Genomic DNA, 19,299 nt, shown 5'->3' with positions numbered 1-19,299 from the left:
GCGCGCGTTGCGGGTCGGGTTGAACGAGGTTGGTTGGTCAGGGCTTCCAGCGGCCGACCACGTGGGGCTTGGCCCACGAGACGGTCTTGCGGCGGTCGATGAGGATGTCGCCGTTGGGCAGAAGGACGATTTCGTCCGGGCGTACGTTGTCTTCGGCGAAGTGGTCGGCTACCAGCGACTTGATCTGCCATTCCGACATGCGGGGCTTGCCGCCGGGACGGTCCTGCGGAATGGGCTGGCGCTGTTCGGCGGCCTGCTGGTAGCCGTTTTCCAACCCGATGGCCATGGCCTCGGCGAAGGCTTCCTTCCAGATCTGGCAGGCGTACCGGCGGCAGTCGGTGTCTTGGCAGGTGCGGTGGTCGTGCGTCGGCTTGCTCGCGCCTGCCTTGCCCGCGGCCTTGGCGGTGGGTTGTGCAGTGGGCTGGGCGGTGGGCTTGCTGCTGGTGGCCGTTCGGGCGCGGCCGGGCTTGGCCGGGGCGCTGTTGCGGCGGGCCGCGGCGGTGGCCTTGCGGCGGGCGGCCTGCTTGCGCTTGCGGGCGGCGGCCTGCTTGCGGGCGGCTTCGGCCTTGCGCTTTTTGAAGTCGGTGGAGACATGGCAGGTGTGGAGCAGGCCGCGCGGCTGGCCGCAGGTGCGGCAGGTGGTGGTGAGGGCCGCGCGGGGCTTGATGCGGGTCTTGCCGGGCTTGGTGCGGCGGTTCAGGCGGGTGACGCAGGTGTGGGTCAGGCCGCGGGGCTTGCCGCAGCGTCCGCACTTGAACACCTGGATCTTCAGGGCCATGGGGTCTCCTGTTGGTGGGTGTGGGGCCGGGTGCCGCTACCCGCTACCGGGCAGGTCAGCGGGGTGTGCGGGTAGCGGCAGGTCGCGGCCGGTCGGGTTTGTGCAGGTCGGGCCGGTAGCGGTGCCGCTACCGGGTAGCGGGCCGGGTCAGCTGGCGGCGGCGGTGTCGGCGGCGGCCTGGACGGCTTGCTTGCGGCATCCCTTGCGGGTCACTCCGGCGCGCTTGACGTCCACGCTCGGCACGCCGAGGTCTCGGCACTGCGCGGAGATCGCATCGGCGGTGACGTCGGCCCACCGGTCGCTGATCTGGCCGGCGAGCCGGTCGGCGAGTTCGGTCCAGTGCAGGCCGGGGTCTGAGCCGAACACGGCCAGGACGTCGGCCAGGACGTCGCGGTCGGGGGTGGTGGAGTCCTGCCCGGCGGCGTAGCCGGTCAGGGTGCCGGCGCGTTCACGCATGCGGCGGGCGGCGGTGAGGATCTTCTCGGCGTCGCCGTGGTCGGCCAGGTGGGTGCGGACGGTCGGGGTGTGGTCGGTGGCGCCGTACAGGTAGCCCACCCCCAGGTAGGGCTTGCCGACCGGGAGCGCGGAGGCGTCGAACCCTTCGGAGTAGGCGTCACCGCCGAGGATGGCGTCAGAGACGTTGCGGTTGCCGCAGCGCAGCGCGAACCGGACGGCGTGGTTGTCGCGGTACCGGTTGAACAGCCGCTGCACGTCGCCGGCGCCGACGCCGGACGGCTTCTGCGACGACGACAGCAGGATCACACCCGACGACGGGCCGACCGCCAGGATGAACGACAGCAGCTCGGCGACCTGCTTGTTGTCGTCCTGGTCAGGGAGTTCGAAGTAGTTCTGGAACTCCTCCATGACCAGCATCCAGATGAACAGCCGCTTGGGGTACTTGCGGCACAGTTCCTCGGTCAGCTTGCCCTCGGGGCACTCTTCGGGGGACAGGGTGGACAGGAACTCGTTGGTGTCGATGATGTGCCGCTTGATCTCGACAAGGGCGTCGATGAGCTGCCGAACCGGGTCACCGGCGCGATTGGGCACGGTGCCGCGGATGAAGTGGTAGGCGACCAGCGCGAACTTGTTCCAGTCCGGGGAGTTCTTGCCGTCCACCACACTGATCCGCACGTGCGCGTCCAGCGCGGCGTACAGGGCCAGCAGCCGCGCGGCGAACGTCTTGCCCTTGCGGGGCTGGGCACCGATCAGGATCGAGATCCACAGCAGCGACAGGGCGACCTTGCGGGAGTGCTCGTCCAGTCCGAACGGCGCGGGCTGCCAGATGTTGCGGGGTTTGCAGTCCAGCAGCGGCGTCTTGCCCGCCGGGACCGCCAGCGGGTCGCGGTCCATCACGGTCAGGGTGTGCCGGCGGTGGCTGGACGGGTCGTGGGTGAGGTACACCTGCGACGGCGCCGCATCCAGCCCGGACGCCAGTTCCTTCTTGGCGTTGACCGCGGCGTCGAACCCCTTGCCGTACGGGAGCACCACCTTGACCTGCGAGCCATGCCCTTCCTTGGTGCGTGACATGGTGGTCTCGAAGGTGACCTGCTGGTTCGGCTTGTCGGGGTGTCCGAGCCCGGCGGCGTAGTAGGCGCGCAACACCACATCGTGGTTCAGCAGCCGGAACCGCGGGACGGTCATCGCCGGGACGATGATCGGCTGATCCTCCGGTCGGCCCTGGTGTGCCAGCCACGGCACCGCCACCGCCAGCAGCAGCGCCCACCCCCACCACGGCGCCACACTCACCATGAGCAGCAGTCCGGCCAGCAGGGCGAACGCCTGCCCCGCCAGGATGGTGCCGCGCACGCGGCGGGTCTCCTTCACCTCCCGGTGCAGCTTGTACCACTCGCGCGAGTCGCCGGAAGCGACCGCCAGCGACCGCAGGTAGTCGTTCTCGGTCACCCACCACCATGCGAGCTGGCGGTTGATCAGCCGCCAGACCCCGACCACGCTCCACAGCAGCGCCAGCAGCAGGTACCGGGGCGCACGGACGCCGTGGAAGGCGACCCGGTGCCCGAACCGGCGGGAGTGCCGCCCGATCGCCTCCCAGACGCCACCGAGCGTGCGCAGGTTCTCCGGGATGACCGGGTAGGCGTCCCCGTCCGGGTCGTCCAGCAGGTACCCGATGCCGTCGTCCACCGGCTCGGGACCGGTGTCGGGCTCGGGGTCGAACTGCACCTCGAACGAGGTGTCGATGTCGGCGGGGCCAGCGTCGCCGTTGCTGTCCGGCGCGTCGTCGTCCGGGCGAAGCGGGATGACCTCGGCGTCGAACCGTCGCTGCGGCGCGGCCGGGCCGTCGGGGTTGTGGCGGCGCACGGTGGGGTCCAGGTCGTCATCGGACGGCGTGGGGTTCGGGGTGCCGGGGTTCGGGGTGTTCATGCGGCCTGTCCTTCCGTGGCCGTGGTCGTCTCGGACGGGGATGCGTTGGGGTCGGCGGTGGACGGGGCGGGGGCGTCGGTCTTCAGGTGGGTGAGAAGGGCGCCGACGCGGGCGTTTCCGGCGGTGTGTCCGGCCTGCCGCAACTGCGCGGCCAGGGTGTCGCGGGTGAGCGCCTCACCCCGCGCGGCCAGGTCGGCGGCGATCCGCCGTCCCAGCGGCAGCAGCGCGGTCACGTCCGGTTCGGTGCGGGCGGTGGTCCGGGACGAACGCCGGGACCGTCCGCCGGACGGAGCCTTGCGCGTCCCGCGTCCCGTCCGCCCGGTAACGGTGGACGGTCCAGCCGTCGGAGACGTGGACGGAGTGGACGATGAGCCGGACGGTCCGGTCTCGGGGGCGGTGGACGGTCCGGCCTCCAGAGCCGGACGCTCAGCGGACGGCAGCGCGGACGGTCCGGTGCCCGCTCCGGGCGCGGGCAGGGCGCGACGGCCTGGAGCGACGGGGGCTTCGTCCAGTACCCAGGCGCGGAACCCCTTGCAGGTGGTGACCGGTGCCAGCCCCAGACGCAGCACCCACAGGCCGATGCCACGCGCGGCGGCCAACGGCGAGGTGGTGTCGGCGTTGTCGCGTCCGGCCAGGGCGCGGCGCCGGACCACAGCGATCAGGCGGTCGGAGGCGGCGGCGTACAGCGCGGCCGGCAGCACCCACGCGGCGACCGACTTGGCCGAGCCGACGTCCGCGCTCAGCGCGTTCATCAGCAGCGAGCCGGCCACGCACGCCAGGTTCAGCGTCCGCTCGGCGACCGCCGGACGCCCGAGCCGGGCTTGGGCCAGGGCCAGCAGCGCGAAGATGACCGCGGCGGCGTCCAGCCCGAGCGCCTCCAGCGTGGACGCCAGGTGCTCGCGCTTGACCGCGTGAACGAACTGGTACTGCGCGCGGTAGGAGACGTAGCCCTGCGCCAGCGCCAGCGCCAGCAGCAGCAGCGCAGCGCCGGCCAGCAGCCAGCCCCCCACCCGGTCGGCCGTACCGGACGCGGCCGGGTCGGTCGCGGTGGTGCGGCGCCGGTTGAGGAAGCCGGGCAGGTAGCGCAGATTGAACACCTGTACCGGGCGGCCGTTCCGGTCGGAGGTGGCTCCGGCAGCCTCGGCCTGCCAGCCGCCCGCACGGTCGGGGCGGCCGAACTCCGGCGGCGGGGTGAAGGAGGTCATGACGCCATGCCTCCCGCCCTGCTCACGGCGAACGCGGGCCGCTGGACGGTGACCAGGTGCCAGCCGCCGTCGCGCAGAGATCGGTGGACGATCCGGACGGCGGCGACGGTCAGCGCCAAGGCGGCCACGGTGGTGAGGGTGACCGTCAGTACGGGGTGGGCGAACAGCAGCACCGATCCGGCGGCGGCCAGGCGGATCGGGGACAGGCACAGCCACCCCGCCAGCGCGGTGAGCGCGGTCAGCAGCAACAGCACGGCGGTCATGCGGCCCTCCCGAGGTCGGAGCGGACGGGGGCGAGTGCCCAGGCGGGCACGGTCAGCGGGGCGTGGGTCTCGTGGTCGATGTCGGCGGCCATCACGGCGCGCTGGCAGGTCGGGCACCGGAAGTGCACCGGTCCGCCGTCCAGGGCGGTGTGGCAGGTCGGGCACGTCTTGGCGGCGCCAGCCCGGACGGCCGGACCGGCGGAACGGTCGGTGGCCGGGTGGGTGGCCGGGGCGTGGGGCTCGTTCGGGAGCGTGATCGGTCGGAGCGTCCGGGGCGGCGTCGTGCTTGGTGGCTGAACGCCGTGCCGGGCGGGTGCGGGCGAGCCGGTCATGGTCATGCCTCCGGTCAGTCCAGGGAGGTGGAGCGGCGGGGCGGCTCGGCGGCTTCCAGGCCGGACAGCGCGGCGTGCGCGGTCTGGAGGCTCGCCAGCGCCGTCCCCAGGCGGCCGACGGCCGTGGTGATGGCGTCGTGCATCTCGGCGTGCGCGGCGTGGGCGTCGCCGCCGTGCGAGCCGTAGTGCGGGTTCTCGGCGATGCGCCGGTCGGTGACGCCGTGGCCGATGAACTGGCTCATCTGGGTGAGGGCCTGCGGGAGCATGCCCAGGGCGCTGGCCAGCGCCCCGAGCACGCTGTAGACCTCCGACGGGTACCGCAGCCCGTGCTTGCCGGGGTCGGTGGCGTAGTTCAGCAGCCGGACGGCCTCGGTGATGCCGTCGGCGATCGCGATGGTCTGGGCCGGGTGGTGCCCGCCGTCCAGGCGCGCGGGCTTGGCGTCGGCGTCGGTACGGATCTCGATCATCGGATGAACTCGCTTCCCGTCCGGGTGGACTCGGCGGTGATGGTGACGGGCTCGATGGACAGGAACAGCACCGTGGCGGGCAAGCCCGGCGGGATCTCCGCGCCCTGGCGGGCGAAGGTGAGCAGGTACTCGACCACCTGGGCGCGCGAGGCGCCGTCGGGGACGGTCAGCGGCCCGGTCTGGGTGTTCGTCGCGGTCTGGCCGGGGCCGGGAATCCACTGAAGGGTGACCACGTAGTGCAGCTCGACGCTGCGCGCGGTCGTCGCGTCGGGGACGGTACGGGTCTCGGTCATCGGGTGGCCTCTTCCTGGTTGGCAGGGGTGTTGGTGGGCGGCGGGGTCAGGTCGGCGTCGCCGTCGGCCCAGTCGGGGCGGTCGGGCTGGCCGAAGGTGACGGCGGGCGGGTGGTCGGCGGTGTAGCGCTCGAAGCCGTGCATGGTGTCGCTGAGCCGGCGCCAGTGCTGCCAGACGGCCGGGCCCTGGCCGTGAGTGGCCCACAGGCCGCCGCCGCAGGTCTGGCAGGTGGCCGGGCCGGGGTCCAGCACCGCACCGACGTAGGCCAGGATCCGGTCCAGTTCCCTGTAGGCGGCCAGCACCGCGGTCTCGATGGCCTCGGCGGCGTCCCGCGCGTCCTGCCCGTCGGGGAAGGCGGCGAACTGGCCCAGCGCCAGCGGGGTCGACACCTTCGACAACTCGTGCAGCGCGCGGCCGTACCGCAGGTGCAGGCGGGTCCAGGTGCCGCGCAACCAAAGCCGCTCGGCGTTCCGGCAGCGCGGCGGCGTGTCCGGGCCCGTCCGGGGCGCGGGGTTGTGGGGTGCGGTGTGCGGATAGGCGGTCATCGGGTACCTCCGGAGCGGCGGGCGGCCAGGGCCGTCAGGCCGGTGACCGAACCGAACAGACAGATCGGGGCGAGCGGGACCGCCAGGACCCCGGTCGCGGCGAACCAGATCAGTGGCGCGATCAGGCAGGCCAGGGCGAAGCCGATGCAGGCGGTCAGCAGCAGCGCGGGCATCTCAGGCCACCCCCAGCGCGATCAGCAGCGCGGCGGCGCCGGTACCGAGGGTGGGGTTGTCGTCGTGACCGGGGCGCGGGGCGCCGAGGGTGACGAACTCGCCCTTGCCGGGGACGACGGTGCGGCCCAGCAGCGCCGCCAGCTTCGCGAGGGTGGTGCGGCGGTCGGCCCAGCAGTGCGAGCCAGCGTCGGCGGCCAGCGCGAGCGCGGTCCAGCCGAGGCTGAGCGGCAGGTGCAGCGCCAGCGCGGTCACCGTGACGAACACCGTCTTGGCCGCGGTCAAGGTCGCCACGTGCCGCCCGCACGCCAGCCGACCGGCCCAGTCGGCGGCACCCTTGCCGCACGCCTGCCCGTGCGTCTGCAACCAGTAGTCCCCCAGCTCATGCGCGGCGTACAGCGCGACGAACACGCTGGCGAACACCACGGCGCCGGGGTTCACCGGGCACCTGCCGGGGTGCGCACGCGGCCGGTGCGGGAGGACGCCCGCACGGTCAGCGTGGCCGGGTCCAGGTGCGGACCGGCGTCGATGTCCACGTGCCCCGACACCGACCGGGCGGTGACGTCGCCGGGGCCGGACGCGGTCAGGGCGATGTGACCCGAGACGGCTTCCAGGTGGGCGGTGCCTCCGGCGCCGAAACTGGCGTAGCGCGTCACCGTGATCGCGCCGGACTTGGTGGACACGGAGACGTCCACCGTGTGACCGATGTTCACGGTGCCCGACTTGGTGTGCACCGCGACGATTTCGGCGACGTCCGCGCAGACGCTGCCCGAGGCGGTGTTGGCGATCAGGCACCGCACGCTGGTTACGCCCACGGCACCGGAGGTGGAAGTGGCCTTGACGCCCTCGAAGGTGCCATCGGCGTCCACGTCGGCGCTGCGGGTGTAGGTCGCCAGCCCGGACCGCTCCGGCAGCAGCGCGGTGACGGTGACCGTCCCGACCGGTCCGCCGACCACGGTGCCGCCCGTGATCGTCATCCCGTTGATGGTGACGGTGCCGTCGCCGATGTCGACCGAACCACCACCGTGGGAGATCACCGTGGTGTGCGCGCCGCCGGTGTCGGGCACCCGCACGATCAACTCGTCACGGCCGGGGTTCCAGATCAGTTCGGTGTCCCGGACGGCCTCGGCCAGCGCCGGGTCATCGGTCGTGACGGTCACCTCGGCGACCGCGCGACCGGGCTCGGTGCGCGCCTTAACGGCGCCGTGCGGCAGGTCTACCGACAGCAGCACCGGTCCGGTGCGAGGGGCGGTCAAGGTACGAGTGGTCATCGCGATTCGGGTCCTTTCAGGCGAGCGGTCAGGGCGGTCAGGCTGCCGTGGACGTCTTCGAGCGTCAGGTGCTTGTCGGCGGCGTGCTTGTCGGCGTCCGGCGCGAACGACGCGTTCGATCCGCTCGCAGGTCTGCCGCAACTCAGCGGCGATGCCGCCGCCCGACTCCGGCAGCGGACGAAGCTCGGCGTACACGCGGACGTTGTGGGACGAACCGCGGCACGGGTACGGGGCCGACACCTCCACCACGTCCAGGGCGAGGTTGAGGGCCTCCACGATCGGGGCGATCTCGTCCGGCAGGCCGATCACGCGGACACGCATCTCAGGCCGCCTTCCGCGATCCCCGGTTCGGCAACTCGGCGATCTGTTCCGCCGTTAGTCCGGCCCAGATACCGCGCTTGGGCCGCACCCGCCGCACGTAGGCCAGGCACGTCGTCTCCCGCAGCGGGCAGTCGGCGCAGACCTGCCGCGCGACCTCCTCACGCGCGGCCTGGCCCTCCGGCGACTCGCTGGCCGAGAGCTTCGGACCGTCGTGCAGCTCCGGGTCGAACCGGCACGCGACCTGCTCGGCCAACTCCTCCCGGAGCCGGGTGCCCGATCCGGGCGGGAAGGGGGTTCTCACAGCGGACTCCTTCGAGTTCGGGAACGTGATCGGTCGGAGCAGCGGGCGGCCATCGGCGCGGGACGGGGCCTGGTGGCTGACCGGTGCCGCCCGCTAGGGCAAGGGGCTCAGCCCAGCGCGCCCATGAAGGCGAGCGCGCTGTGAGCCACGTGGTTGACACCGTGCGCGGCGCCGACCGGGTTCTTGATCGCGAACGCCAGAACCGCGATGAGCGCGAGGTAAGGCCAGATCCGTCGGGACTGGGGAAGCATCGGAGACCTCCTGATCGCCGGACTACTGCCAGTGACTCACCAGTGCGGGCGAGCAACTGAGGGCAGCGTATACGTAGCTTCGTATACGCACAAGACCTAGGTATACGATGATGCGTATACGCTGGTGGGAGTGTCACAAGAGCGTCGAAGGGGTTGATCAGGCAGTGGCAGAACCGGCCTACGTCCGCATCGCAGGTGATTACGCTCGCCGCATCCGAGCTGGAGTGCTCCCGGCTGGCACCCAGCTACCGAGCTACGCCGAGCTGGCTCGGCAGAACGGCGTGTCAGACATCGTGGTCCGTAAGGCCCTCGAACTCCTTCAGAGTCAGGGCCTCGTTCGTTCTGTGCGGCGGCGTGGCATCTTCGTTGCCGACCGCCCCAACCTCGTTCGTGTGTCGCCCGAACGTCAGATGGAGCCTGCGGAACGATCATTCGAGAACGAGTCGGACCAACAGATTGTGGTCGAACGGGACAGTGAACAGGTCCCAGCTACAAGCCAACTCGCGGAGGCTCTCGGTACCTCGGTTGGGGAAGAGATCAGGCACGTCATCACCCGCGCCAGTGAAGGCGGGCGGCCGATCTCGATCTCGGACACCTACACGCCGTTGGACGTCGCAGACGTCTCGGACGCCGCGTTCCTCGAAGAGACGATTGCCGATGCGCTACCGTCGCCGGCGCATGCTGACTGGCTACGGACGATGCCCGGTGATCTCGTCAAGACCGTCCACCAGCGCTTCCTTGCAAGCGACAAACGAATCATCATGGTCTCTGACGTCTCATACCCTCGCGATCGCTACGACGCGTTCGTCTTCCGCATGAATCTCAAGTAGGGAGGGAAAGTGAAAGGGGGCGCCGACCGTGGTCGGCGCCCCTTCGTCTTGCTATTCGTTACCTCAGCCTCGAACCCAGCCCTGTGCCACGTCCGCATCCGTCCACCACGAAACAAAATGCGGGTCTTCGCTCTCCAACTTCCATCGAGCGGACAAGGCAGCAAAAAAATCGTCATTCCCAGTCTTGCCGCCCCTTGGCTCTCCGATATACACGAGTCGCTCGCCTCCAGCCTTCTCAAACAAGGCGAGTACCTCAGACGACATCGTGTCACCCCATCCAGGGGGCCAGCAGAGAAACAGCGAGTAGTCCGCCGGCCGACTGCGGTCCGCGAATTCATCAAGGCTCCGGACCGGGTGCCAGACATCTGCCTGCCCGACTGTTCTGGGGAACGAGACGTTCGCCCCCTTGTCTGGAGGCTCTGAATCGTACGCCTCGATAGCTAGCCCGGCCCGCGCCAGCTGATCGGCCCAGTAGCCCCGTCCCGCACCAAGCTCCACGACGGGGCAGTCACCGCAGAAACCTGTCACCCATTCGATGGTCTCAGGTGAAGGTACCGCGTAAGCATACGTCGCCTGCAACACCATCTGGGCAAATGCGAGTCGCGCGCTTCCAGTACCCCGACCGCCGTTGATTATGCGACGGCCGTGCCGCTCGGTCACAAACGGTTGAACGATCTCCCAGTATGGATTTAATGCAACGGCACTGCCGCCAGTCATGTAATGCACCAGCCGTAGATCGAACTGGGCGTCGGCCTGCTCATCTCCGGTCCCTCGCAACCGTGCCGCCATGCTCAGATACTCAGCCACCAGCGGGAAGGTCGATTGAAGCCTTGGTTCGTCCTTCAGAAGCTCTGTCAGCTCCGCCCAGCGCTGCGACGTCATGGACAACTTGGCCATGCCCCATCCTCCTACACTTGCAACAGCCAGTCCAGACCTGCCGTGAGCATCCCCACATTGTGAGAGAAACTGGTCCGGATGAGAGGCTGTCAGGCGAAGAGATCCAATGGCTCTTTGAGGGATGGACAGGCCCCCGAGTCGCTATTGCCCCCCACCGGCGCTAGTGGACGCTCTCAAATTGCCAGGCGGGTCTAGCCGTCAGATAGGATACGCAGAAGCGATGAGGCGATCTCGTGGGGTTCTGCCAGCAAAACGTCATGGGGCCACCGACGCAATTCCTCTTCGCTGTTGAATCCCCAGAGCACGCCCACGCCCTTAACTCCTGCACGTCGAGCCGCCTCAAGGTCCGTGGGTGAATCTCCGATATATGCAGCCCGCGTTTTGGGTACATTGAATCTTGACAGGGCAGCCGCTATGCCCACTTCCTTATTCTTGCCAGTATCGTTGTAGCAGAGGAATTCCTCAAAAAGGTTCTTTACTTCGCGAGGAACCATCGAGTTTGCTCGGCGAGCCGGCTGGGCTGTTATCGCGCCAACTCTGATACCAGAAGCCTTGAGCGCCTTGATTCCGTCAACTACTTCCTCGAAGACCTGGACGGCTCCCGTGGCTTCTTTGAACGCAGCGTCATATTCGGCGCGGTAGACGCGATATGCGTCCACGACACCCAGCCTGGCTAGGGCATCGTGTGGGCGGCCGGTGACCAGAACATTCTTAGGATCGACTTGCTGCCCCAAATGCCTCGAAGCGATTCTGGCAAGAGCAACAGCCGTTGCATTACGGCTATCTATCACTACGCCATCTAGGTCAAACAGAGCGGCCGATGAAGGCGAAGGAGGGACATCAGCCGACTGGCCAGGCAGGGACCTCCGATCGCCCTCTACATCGAATAGCGTTTGAAGTTGTGGCTTCGAAGCTCGCCAAGAACGCTGAGTCATAGGCTCTACAACTTCAAGCACTTGCTCGAACCGCTCAATTACATGCGCTCCGCGCCGTACTAGTTCCTGAGCCCATCCAGGATCATCTGACTTGAGATTTCTAGAGAGAATGAATACCGGGCGGCCGTGCTTGAAGGAGAAGTCAGCCTGAATAATCGATCCGCAACCAGGCTTACCTTCAACGATCACGGTGCCGAGAGCGAGGGTGCACATTACCTCATTGCGTGCCGGAAAAGTCCATTTTTGCGCCTTCATCTCTGTTTTAAATTGCGAGACGATTGCGCCATGATGTGGAATGCTCTTATAAAGTTCAGAGTTTTCCTTCGGGTAGGCATGAGCGAGGCCGTGCCCGACAACGGCGTACGTCTCTCCTGACGGATCGGTCAAAGCACCGTTGTGCGAAGCGGCATCTATGCCTTTAGCGAGTCCACTGACTACGGAGATGCCATTGTCTACACATTTTCTTGCAAATCTATGAGCAGAATCCAGGCCGAGTGGCGTTGGGTCTACCCGTCCCACTAGAGCTAGCGATCGATCGCCGAGGCTTGAAAGGTCTCCGCGATAGAAAAGTATGGGGGGTCGACCATTCCACTGCCGAAGGTTCTGAGGGTAATCCTCGTCCTTCCAAAGTTTGAACTCTGCATTGAGTTTGTATGTATAGGAAATGCTTTCGATGTACGAATCGATAAGCGCCGTGTCTAGATACTCCCGGACACGCTCGGATGCTGAAGAGTAAAGCTTGCGCAGAGCGGCATCCGCAGACCCGTACTCCTCCAGGAGGGCCAGCAGCTTCGTCGGCCCGACGGATGGCGCATCAAGCATCAGCAGGATCTGGGCAGCCTCTAGATCACGAGCGTCACCCACAGATAACACACCTCTCGGGATCGTAACGTCGGTACCGGATAGCTTCCTTGATCTCTGGCCCTGTTCCCCAGTCACTCACCTGCCGACCAACGGTCACAGCAACGACGCTACGTGCGCTGTTCCTTTTCAAAGTAGCGGCCGCACTGGCGAGCGTTGAGCCAGACGTCCATGTGTCGTCAAAGAGTAGAACGTTCTTCTTTGCAACGGACTTGCCATCGTTCAACTTGTAGCATGAACGATCTATTGTACCCCGAATGTCCTGCTTTTGTCGAACTTTCACCAGGAGATCTGTGTCCCAGTCCATAGGCCACCCCGAGACGGTCGAAAGCACCTTCCCAAGGTGATCAAAGCCACGACCAGAGTTGCCTTGCGGGGCTACAGAAAAGATGTCTATCTCTCCATATCGCTCCTCGATGCAGCTCAAATGACGTGCAAAGAAGTCATATGCCAGGCTTCCAATGGGGGCCGACATCCATCTATAGTGAATGCCGAAATCTTTATATCGATGAAGCAGTGACTCTAGGCCACTATCTACTGAATAGACTGCGGGTACGACCGCCGTAATATGCCCTCGGTAGGTAGGGCAGTGTTGGCAAGTTGGAAAAGTCTCGCCATCAAATCGTGTTCCGACAGCGCCGTAGCAAAAAGCGCATGTACCTTCAAGTGCAGGAGCGACGGAGGGTGCCAATCCCTCGTCATTCACCCAGCCGACCCACTGTGACGTCTTGGTCCAGTTTGCAGCCCCTGCGGGCCGCGGGATGTTGCGGTATGTCACTGCCAATGACCCTCCGCTCGCGTGCTCGTCGCAGCTAGGGTACGCCGCGCTCACAGCCGTGGGCGGGCAGTCCACTACAGCGGATGAACCACACATACGTTCGAAGCTAGTCCGGTGCAGTGACAAAATCGCTTTGGGCCGAGTAGGTGCCAATGGCTTATGGCCTCATAAGCCCAGGTGAGGCACGTGTTCCAAGCCAATAGGTTCGCTGCTCTAACGTCACCAGGCATGGGGCTCCCCTTGCCCCTTGGCCAAGATCGGCCGCACGAAGGCGGGCCCTGCCCCTGCCGGCACCGACTGAAGCGGGCCAGACTCAGAGCGGATCGGCCCCGGAGCCCTCCCGTAGCCTGTGGCGAATATCAGCGGCGTGGAGTGAAGGCACCGTCAGGTCCACACGCGCCGCGAAAGCTACAGGATCATACGGAGGTGCTACTGGCGCTGGACGTTGGCGGACACGCGAGGGGGTTCACCGTCCGGCAAACTCGATCCCTGAAACGAACACAGAGGCGGGTTCGCAACTCTTCAGGGGTCCAAGCATGCCTGGCAAGTCGGGCCGCGGAAATGACGACTCAGGGCGCCTGCGATCCCAATGCCTGCCCAAACCTGGCGAGATGTTGGTGGGTGTAGTGCATAAATGCAGGTAGAGCACGTGATCGTCGTCTAGTGCGATGCTGACTCCTAAAGCGGGTGCCGCAGGTTCGAATCCTGCCGGGGGCACCACACTGATAGGAACCGCCCGCCCGGCCACCGGCGCGGGCGGTGTGCGTCCGGGCGGACGCCGACATCACCTCATGCGCGACGCGTGCCTGATCTTCGATCGTAGTTCCTGCCAGGGTGACCCGGCAGTGAGCGATCCGTGTCCGCTTGTCGAAGCTGACCTCCAGGCGGAAGACGTCGAACAGCTTCCGTGTGATCTCGTCGGGCAGCAGACTGATGTCGACTGGGCCGGCTGGCAGTGCATCGAGGAGCTCGGGCGAATGCCGCGGTGGGAGGGCCGCCTCCAGTTCGGCGAGCTCCGCCTGTTTGGCTTCGCGGTCGGTGGTCAGCTCCTGCGATCGGGTCTTGATGTTGCGGATGAGAGCCGCAGGCGGATCATCGGTGAGTTCGAGGCTGTGGACGAGGCGGCGTTGGCGGGCGTCGAGATCGTCGATCGTGCGCCGGACCGCGCTGATCTTCTCCTGGTGATCGCGCGCGGCCTGATTGTCGGCTTCCAGGAGCAGATTGTTCAGCCGGGCTCGGCGGTGCGGACCGAAGATGTTGGTGGCGAAGAACTCCGCCACACCGTCGATGAGCGGGGCTTCTGAGATCCAGATGCTTTTCGGGTGCCCTTCGGGGATGTGCTGTGGGTCGGGCGCGCAGGCGTAGAAGGCGTGGTCACGACGCGTCTTGCCGAACATGCGGCGTCCGCACATGGCGCAGGTCAGGAAGGAGCGAAGGCGGTAGACGCGGCGCGTGGACGGGTGGGCGGAGTTGGCTCCGGCGGCAGAGCGGGATCGTTCGCGGACCTTGGCGACCTCTTGGGCGGCGATGAAGATGTCGAGGCTGACGAGGGCCGGGTGGGTGGGCTTGTCCGACCAGACCCACGCCTCGGGCGGGTTGTGCCGTCCTCCGCCGGTCTTGGTGGCGCGCCGGTTCCAGACCATGTAGCCGGTGTACTTGGGGTTGACGATGATCTCGCGGACAGAGGAAGCCGTCCATTTGCCGACGGCGCGGTGTGAGCCGATCGGTTTCGGTGGAGGGAACCGGTCCAGGTTGAGGTTGAGGCGATCGGCGATGACCTGGTAGCCGAGCCGCTCGCTGGCGCGCAGTCGAAAGATGTGTTGCACGACCGGTCCGCGCTCGGGATCGGGGACGAGGACGTGCTTGGTGGCACCCTCGGCACGCTTGGCTGGCACGGGGTGCGGAATCCGGTGGGCCATATAGCCGTAAGGCGGTTTGCCCACGTTGTATCCCTGCTCGGTGTGGGCTTCGAACCCGCCCCAGGATTTCTCCAGCATTTCCAGGACGTACCACTCGGCGACGCCCTGCTTGACGCGACGGGTGAGGATCTGCGAGGCGCGCCTGCCGGTGAGGTTGATCGGCTCGTCGGCCGCCAGGAGCAGCACTCCGGCCTGTTCGAGCCGGTTCTCGATCAGGGTGCCGATGTAGGTCCGGCGCGAGATCCGGTCGATCGACTCGCAGATCACCGCGTCGAAGCGCCGGTCCGGACGTTCGGCCTCCTCCAGCAGGTCCTGGATGCCGCCGTCGCGGGGGACGGGGATTGCGAAGCGTTCGTGTCCTCGGCTCCGGCCGCGTGCCGCAAGGTCCATGCGTCCGGATTCGATGTCGTAGAAGTGCGTGACGATCTCTGCGCCGTCGGGCAGCACCTTGCGGCAGTTGTTGAGCTGGCGCGGGATCGACAGCGTGGGGTCCTGTTGGTCTTCGGTCGACGTGCGTCCGGCGAAGGCGAGGCGTAGCCGATCGGCCGAGCCACGTCCGGCTGTGGGGCCAGTCAGATTTCGCCGCGGTTTGGCTCGGGAGCCGGATCGGAGCAGGTGGGACGGGATGGGTGCGCGTGCTGGCTCAGCCAAGCCAGGGCCTCCTTGATCGCTTGTGTTTGTGCCGTTTGGAGCTGGTCCGCGATTGCGCTGTCAGCGGTGACGACGGTCCAGGTGAACTCGACTTTCGTGCCGGGATGACTTCCGGTCCCGCTTGTGCGATCCCCGGCTGCCGTCGGCTCGGTGGACCGTTCTGTCCGTGGCCGGGGCACCGGTTCCGCAACGGGCGCGGTGCCGGGGTGGGCATCCACGCCCGTCTCGCCGCTGGAGGTCAAGGCCTGCTCCCGGGCTGACCTGTCGGCCGGGAACGGGCTTTGGTCGCGTGCCGATGAGGAGCGGCGTGGTCTGAACGAGCCGAGATGGGATTTCGGGCTGCGCGAGGTGTCTGTCATGTGTCGGACGGCTGGGTCGGTGGCCGGTCGTTCCCCCTTCGCCTATGAAGCACCGCCCATCGACCGAACTTCGGCGAACAACGAGGCCAAGCGTCAGCCAAGTTCGGAGGTTGGCCCTGCCAATGAGCTCGCCGCCCTCTCGTGGGCGAGCGACTCGGCTCGACTTGCCAGTGAACCTTTTCCAGCAGCCTCTTCAAGGCTGCTGATCACAGCATGATCGCGGGCGGCGTGGCTGGCCGTGGACGTGAAGAAACCCCTGGTAGGAGAGGGGTCTCTGACCTCCGCCCCCCACAACCAGAGGTTTCACGTGCTTTTCTATCGTGCTTCGCTGCCGTTGTCGCGTTCGACTCTGAACTACCTGACCGGTCTCGTCCGGCGGGAGCGGACGAAGCTGAAGAGCAAGGGCCGGGCTTTGAACGCGGGGCAGCAGGCGCTGATGACGCTCGCATACTTGAAGAAGGGCGATACGTTCGCGCAGCTCGCGGCAGGTTTCGGGGTCGGGACGACGACCGCGTGGAGGTATGTGAACGAGGTCGTGGCTTGGCTGTCGGCCCGCTCACCCAAGCTCGGCACCACACTCGCCAGGGCGAAGAAAGACGGGCTGGGACATCTGATCCTGGACGGCACTCTCATCGCGACCGACCGCCTCCGCGCCGACCGGCTCTTCTACTCGGGCAAGCATCACAAGCACGGCGTGAACCTGCAGGTAATTGCCGGCCCGTACGGGCAGATCGTGTGGGTGTCGGGTGCGGTACCCGGCTCGATCCACGACCTGAAAGCGGCCCGGAACTGGGGAATCATCCGCGCCCTGGCAGCGTGCGGGCTGCCGGTCCTGGCCGACAAGGGCTACGTCGGCGCCGGTCCCGCGATCATCGTTCCTTACAAGGGCAGGAACAAGCCCGCCTCCCAGAAACAAGCCAACCGGGCCCACGCCAAGCTCCGCGGACCAGGTGAACGCGGAAACGCCCAGCTCAAGTCATGGAAGATCCTCACCAAGCTCCGCTGCTGCCCCTACCGCGCCGGCCACCTCGCCAAGGCCATCAGCGTCCTACAAAACCGCGAGGCCGCCCTCGCCCCGTGATGGAAAAGGCTCAGTGCGTCCCGGTTTGCGCAGCCGTGTGATCAAAGTCGTGGCAAAAATCCAGAGCAGCGAAAGGGAATTCGCGTTCCCGGTGGGCTTCTAGGGAGCGAAGGGGCCCTCTTGTGCAGGTCGTGATTTGGACCTGGTCGAGGCCGGCGAGTCGAATCAGAGGTTCGCCCACCCCTTCTACATAGCGAAGGAGGTTGGTGAATTGGCGAACGATGAACGACGCAGCGTGACCGCATCGGCGGGCAACTCGCAGGTCAGGTGCGACTCGGCGGCTGGAGGTGTACTGGGCAGGCTGGAAACCGAATTCCGCCAACTCGCCACAGGACCAGGCGCCTTGCTCTTGGACGGCTGCGAGATCGGCGAGGTGCTGCCGTCTCGACCGCTGGCGTTGGGGGAACTGCGCGCCATGCTCCTCGGCCCCGAGACCCGCGGCGACCTGAAGGATCTGGTGTGGGCGGCGTTGGTGCGTCGCGCTCGTGCCGACGGGGAGCCCTGGGTGACAGCCTGCGTGGGAATGGCGTTGCCTGGTCTGCGCGCCGCCGCTGCCCGCAATCTGCGGCACAGTCCGGAGCGTCTCGCCGATGACGTCGTATCGGAGATGCTGACGGAGTTCCTCGCACAGCTCCCGCGTATCGACCTGGACCGTCCGAGGATCGCCACCCGTCTGCTGTGGTGGGGACGTAAAGGGGCGCTGCGCGAGCGTGGGCGGGGTCTGCGTGTGGAGCCGCGCGATCCGCACGAGGCCCTAGAGCGGGCCGACCAACACGAGACCGCCTCCGATGGCGGTCTACAGGGCTCAGTGTGTTCGTCACCAGTAGAGCCTGCTGACCTACTGGGCTTGGCCATCCGCCAGGGGATCATCCGCGCCGAGGACGCCGAGTTGATCCGGGCGACAAGGTTGCAGGGACAGAGCCTGCGTCACGTCGCCCGCGGTCGAGGAGAGGCGGAATCCAAGCTGTACTCGCAGCGCGAGCGGGCCGAAGCGCGCTTGGCCACTGCAATGGCATCGGGTCAAGTTTCGGCAAGGGCGGTCGGCCACGTGCCGAACAGCGCGTCCGGCGGAGTGCTTTCCCATTGATGAGCCGCTCGCGCATGAACGCACTGCACACGGTCACCACACACAGAAGGCAGGTCCGTCCTTGTCCCCTGTAAACGTCTCGGAGCCCAGCCCCGCCCCGAGGTTCCCTGGACCTTGCCCTCCCGGCGGCACCCTCACTTTGAAGACACGTCCGCTTGCCGACCCAATTCCCGGACACGCCGGGGCGGTCCGCCAGGTCTCTGGAGACGCCTACACGCCCGCCGACGAAGCTCCCGTCCGGGCCGTCCGCCCGCGGACAGTCGCCGAGTCGGCTCTCGTCCCCGCCGAAGATGACGACGATCCCGCGGACGATGCAGTCGAAGACGGAGGGAGCCTGTGACAAGGCCGCGCAAGCCAGCTACTCGGCTCCGCCAAGGCCCGACCACGTATCCGGGAAAGGTAACGCCCGAGGCGTTGGCCGACCTCGCCCATCGGCTGACGCCTCGTGATCGCGCGATCCTCGGCCTGGTCTGGGAACACAAGGTCCTGACGACCGACCAAATCACCGCCCTGTTCTTCCGCACGCCCGAACGCACCCAGCAGCGTCTACGTGAACTCCACCGCCACCGTGCGCTGTCCTCGTTCCGGCCCTGGACACCGGTCGGGACCGCCGCAAATCACTGGGTGCTCGGCCCGGCCGGTGCCCACGTCCTCGCGGTCGAGCGGGGCGTTCACATCCAGCAACTCGGCTACCGGCTTGAGACGGCGCTGGCCATCGCCGTCTCGCCTCGACTTGGACACCAGCTGGGCGTAAACGACTTCTTTGTCCGTCTCCGTGCCCATGCCCGCAAGCACGACGAGGGCACACGCCTGATCAGATGGCTGTCAGAGCGGCAGTGCCAATCCCAGTGGCGCGACCGCGCTCGTCCAGACGCCTATGGTTACTGGCAGGAGACCGACCGATGCCGGCAGAGGTCCAGGATCAAGTTCTTCCTCGAACACGACACTGGAACCGAACGTCTGGCCAGCGTCGCGGCCAAGATCGACGGTTACGCCGCTCTCGCACGCAAGACCGGCGAACTCGTACCCGTCCTCTTTTGGCTGCCTAGCGCCGCACGCGAGGCCAATCTCCGGACGATTCTCGACACCCCTAAAGTCCCTGTGGCCACAGCCGTCCACACACCCACAACCGATCCTGAGGGGCCCGCCGGGCCCGTCTGGCTCCCCGCCGGGGTCAACGGAGCACGACACCGCCTTGCGTGCCTGGGACACGCATGGGAGTACCCGGCGTGATCGTCAGGAGGACGGGCCCTGACGTGACCATAGACGCCCGATCACCGGCGGGCGGAACGGGTATTGGACGCCGCCGCCCCGCCCGCCCCCT

20 protein-coding genes are annotated in these 19,299 nt (G+C 67.1%); 4 read left to right on the top strand and 16 right to left on the bottom strand.

From position 1 onward, the window contains the following. Positions 1–37: 37 nt before the first annotated feature. The 13 genes from FHU30_RS11490 to FHU30_RS11430 form a co-directional block, all read right to left on the bottom strand. Positions 38–778: a hypothetical protein gene (locus tag FHU30_RS11490; protein ID WP_253874789.1), complete on the bottom strand. Its 741-nt coding sequence runs from the start codon at positions 776–778 to the stop codon at positions 38–40. Positions 779–925: 147 nt separating this feature from the next. After that, a complete protein-coding gene (locus tag FHU30_RS11485) occupies positions 926–3,157 on the bottom strand; it encodes a hypothetical protein (protein ID WP_253874787.1) in 2,232 nt (743 codons plus the stop codon). Further along, a complete protein-coding gene (locus FHU30_RS11480) occupies positions 3,154–4,362 on the bottom strand; it encodes a hypothetical protein (protein ID WP_253874785.1) in 1,209 nt (402 codons plus the stop codon). The genes FHU30_RS11485 and FHU30_RS11480 overlap by 4 nt, the downstream gene beginning before the upstream one ends. Then, complete coding sequence (locus FHU30_RS11475; protein WP_253874783.1) at positions 4,359–4,625, bottom strand: hypothetical protein; 267 nt, start codon at positions 4,623–4,625, stop codon at positions 4,359–4,361. Before FHU30_RS11475 ends, FHU30_RS11480 begins: the two co-directional genes overlap by 4 nt. Next, complete coding sequence (locus tag FHU30_RS11470; RefSeq protein ID WP_253874781.1) at positions 4,622–4,963, bottom strand: hypothetical protein; 342 nt, start codon at positions 4,961–4,963, stop codon at positions 4,622–4,624. The genes FHU30_RS11475 and FHU30_RS11470 overlap by 4 nt, the downstream gene beginning before the upstream one ends. 8 nt (positions 4,964–4,971) lie before the next feature. Further along, the gene (locus FHU30_RS11465) at positions 4,972–5,424 is read right to left on the bottom strand and encodes a hypothetical protein (RefSeq protein ID WP_253874779.1); all 453 of its coding nucleotides are present in this window, start codon (positions 5,422–5,424) and stop codon (positions 4,972–4,974) included. Then, entirely contained in the window at positions 5,421–5,717 is a 297-nt protein-coding gene (locus tag FHU30_RS11460; RefSeq protein ID WP_253874777.1) for a hypothetical protein, read from the bottom strand. The genes FHU30_RS11465 and FHU30_RS11460 overlap by 4 nt, the downstream gene beginning before the upstream one ends. Beyond that, positions 5,714–6,262 (bottom strand): hypothetical protein, encoded by a 549-nt coding sequence (locus FHU30_RS11455; RefSeq protein WP_253874775.1) that lies wholly within the window; start codon positions 6,260–6,262, stop codon positions 5,714–5,716. The genes FHU30_RS11460 and FHU30_RS11455 overlap by 4 nt, the downstream gene beginning before the upstream one ends. Next, positions 6,259–6,435, bottom strand: a complete 177-nt coding sequence (locus FHU30_RS11450; protein WP_253874773.1) for a hypothetical protein — start codon at positions 6,433–6,435, stop codon at positions 6,259–6,261. Before FHU30_RS11450 ends, FHU30_RS11455 begins: the two co-directional genes overlap by 4 nt. Before the next feature lies 1 nt (position 6,436). Further along, positions 6,437–6,874 (bottom strand): transcriptional regulator, encoded by a 438-nt coding sequence (locus tag FHU30_RS11445; protein ID WP_253874771.1) that lies wholly within the window; start codon positions 6,872–6,874, stop codon positions 6,437–6,439. Beyond that, positions 6,871–8,025: a DUF4097 family beta strand repeat-containing protein gene (locus FHU30_RS11440; RefSeq protein WP_253874769.1), complete on the bottom strand. Its 1,155-nt coding sequence runs from the start codon at positions 8,023–8,025 to the stop codon at positions 6,871–6,873. The genes FHU30_RS11445 and FHU30_RS11440 overlap by 4 nt, the downstream gene beginning before the upstream one ends. Before the next feature lies 1 nt (position 8,026). Further along, the gene (locus tag FHU30_RS11435) at positions 8,027–8,326 is read right to left on the bottom strand and encodes a WhiB family transcriptional regulator (RefSeq protein WP_253874767.1); all 300 of its coding nucleotides are present in this window, start codon (positions 8,324–8,326) and stop codon (positions 8,027–8,029) included. A 107-nt stretch (positions 8,327–8,433) separates the two neighbouring features. Continuing rightward, entirely contained in the window at positions 8,434–8,577 is a 144-nt protein-coding gene (locus FHU30_RS11430) for a hypothetical protein (protein WP_253874765.1), read from the bottom strand. A 107-nt stretch (positions 8,578–8,684) separates the two neighbouring features. Between FHU30_RS11430 and FHU30_RS11425 the strand changes: the two genes are divergently transcribed. Beyond that, a complete protein-coding gene (locus tag FHU30_RS11425) occupies positions 8,685–9,407 on the top strand; it encodes a GntR family transcriptional regulator (protein ID WP_253874763.1) in 723 nt (240 codons plus the stop codon). 63 nt (positions 9,408–9,470) lie between these two features. Here FHU30_RS11425 and FHU30_RS11420 read toward each other — a convergent pair whose 3' ends face one another. The 3 genes from FHU30_RS11420 to FHU30_RS11410 form a co-directional block, all read right to left on the bottom strand. Then, the gene (locus FHU30_RS11420; RefSeq protein WP_253874761.1) at positions 9,471–10,304 is read right to left on the bottom strand and encodes a hypothetical protein; all 834 of its coding nucleotides are present in this window, start codon (positions 10,302–10,304) and stop codon (positions 9,471–9,473) included. A gap of 191 nt (positions 10,305–10,495) precedes the next feature. Further along, complete coding sequence (locus tag FHU30_RS11415) at positions 10,496–12,103, bottom strand: HAD-IA family hydrolase (protein ID WP_253874759.1); 1,608 nt, start codon at positions 12,101–12,103, stop codon at positions 10,496–10,498. Positions 12,104–13,447: 1,344 nt separating this feature from the next. Further along, complete coding sequence (locus FHU30_RS11410; RefSeq protein ID WP_253874757.1) at positions 13,448–15,448, bottom strand: recombinase family protein; 2,001 nt, start codon at positions 15,446–15,448, stop codon at positions 13,448–13,450. Positions 15,449–16,114: 666 nt separating this feature from the next. Between FHU30_RS11410 and FHU30_RS11405 the strand changes: the two genes are divergently transcribed. The 3 genes from FHU30_RS11405 to FHU30_RS11395 all read left to right on the top strand — a co-directional run bounded on the left by FHU30_RS11405 (position 16,115) and on the right by FHU30_RS11395 (position 19,208). After that, positions 16,115–16,888, top strand: coding sequence for a transposase family protein (locus FHU30_RS11405; protein WP_253874200.1), 774 nt, complete (start codon positions 16,115–16,117; stop codon positions 16,886–16,888). A gap of 136 nt (positions 16,889–17,024) precedes the next feature. Then, a complete protein-coding gene (locus FHU30_RS11400) occupies positions 17,025–17,975 on the top strand; it encodes a hypothetical protein (RefSeq protein ID WP_253874755.1) in 951 nt (316 codons plus the stop codon). Between the two features lie 414 nt (positions 17,976–18,389). After that, positions 18,390–19,208, top strand: a complete 819-nt coding sequence (locus tag FHU30_RS11395; protein WP_253874753.1) for a replication-relaxation family protein — start codon at positions 18,390–18,392, stop codon at positions 19,206–19,208. The last annotated feature ends 91 nt before the right edge of the window (positions 19,209–19,299 follow it).

This window comes from Actinomadura rupiterrae (assembly GCF_024172125.1).
GTDB classification, from domain to species: Bacteria; Actinomycetota; Actinomycetes; order Streptosporangiales; family Streptosporangiaceae; genus Spirillospora; species Spirillospora rupiterrae.
This window is presented reverse-complemented; position numbering and strand designations above follow the sequence as displayed.

What these genes read in the sequence shown, in the direction of transcription:
- FHU30_RS11490 (WP_253874789.1), bottom strand. Translation starts at nt 778, where the DNA reads ATGGCCCTGAAGATCCAGGTGTTCAAGTGCGGACGCTGCGGCAAGCCC.
- FHU30_RS11485 (WP_253874787.1), bottom strand. Translation starts at nt 3,157, where the DNA reads ATGAACACCCCGAACCCCGGCACCCCGAACCCCACGCCGTCCGATGAC.
- FHU30_RS11480 (WP_253874785.1), bottom strand. Translation starts at nt 4,362, where the DNA reads ATGACCTCCTTCACCCCGCCGCCGGAGTTCGGCCGCCCCGACCGTGCG.
- FHU30_RS11475 (WP_253874783.1), bottom strand. Translation starts at nt 4,625, where the DNA reads ATGACCGCCGTGCTGTTGCTGCTGACCGCGCTCACCGCGCTGGCGGGG.
- FHU30_RS11470 (WP_253874781.1), bottom strand. Translation starts at nt 4,963, where the DNA reads ATGACCATGACCGGCTCGCCCGCACCCGCCCGGCACGGCGTTCAGCCA.
- FHU30_RS11465 (WP_253874779.1), bottom strand. Translation starts at nt 5,424, where the DNA reads ATGATCGAGATCCGTACCGACGCCGACGCCAAGCCCGCGCGCCTGGAC.
- FHU30_RS11460 (WP_253874777.1), bottom strand. Translation starts at nt 5,717, where the DNA reads ATGACCGAGACCCGTACCGTCCCCGACGCGACGACCGCGCGCAGCGTC.
- FHU30_RS11455 (WP_253874775.1), bottom strand. Translation starts at nt 6,262, where the DNA reads ATGACCGCCTATCCGCACACCGCACCCCACAACCCCGCGCCCCGGACG.
- FHU30_RS11450 (WP_253874773.1), bottom strand. Translation starts at nt 6,435, where the DNA reads ATGCCCGCGCTGCTGCTGACCGCCTGCATCGGCTTCGCCCTGGCCTGC.
- FHU30_RS11440 (WP_253874769.1), bottom strand. Translation starts at nt 8,025, where the DNA reads ATGCGTGTCCGCGTGATCGGCCTGCCGGACGAGATCGCCCCGATCGTG.
- FHU30_RS11430 (WP_253874765.1), bottom strand. Translation starts at nt 8,577, where the DNA reads ATGCTTCCCCAGTCCCGACGGATCTGGCCTTACCTCGCGCTCATCGCG.
- FHU30_RS11425 (WP_253874763.1), top strand. Translation starts at nt 8,685, where the DNA reads ATGATGCGTATACGCTGGTGGGAGTGTCACAAGAGCGTCGAAGGGGTT.
- FHU30_RS11420 (WP_253874761.1), bottom strand. Translation starts at nt 10,304, where the DNA reads ATGGCCAAGTTGTCCATGACGTCGCAGCGCTGGGCGGAGCTGACAGAG.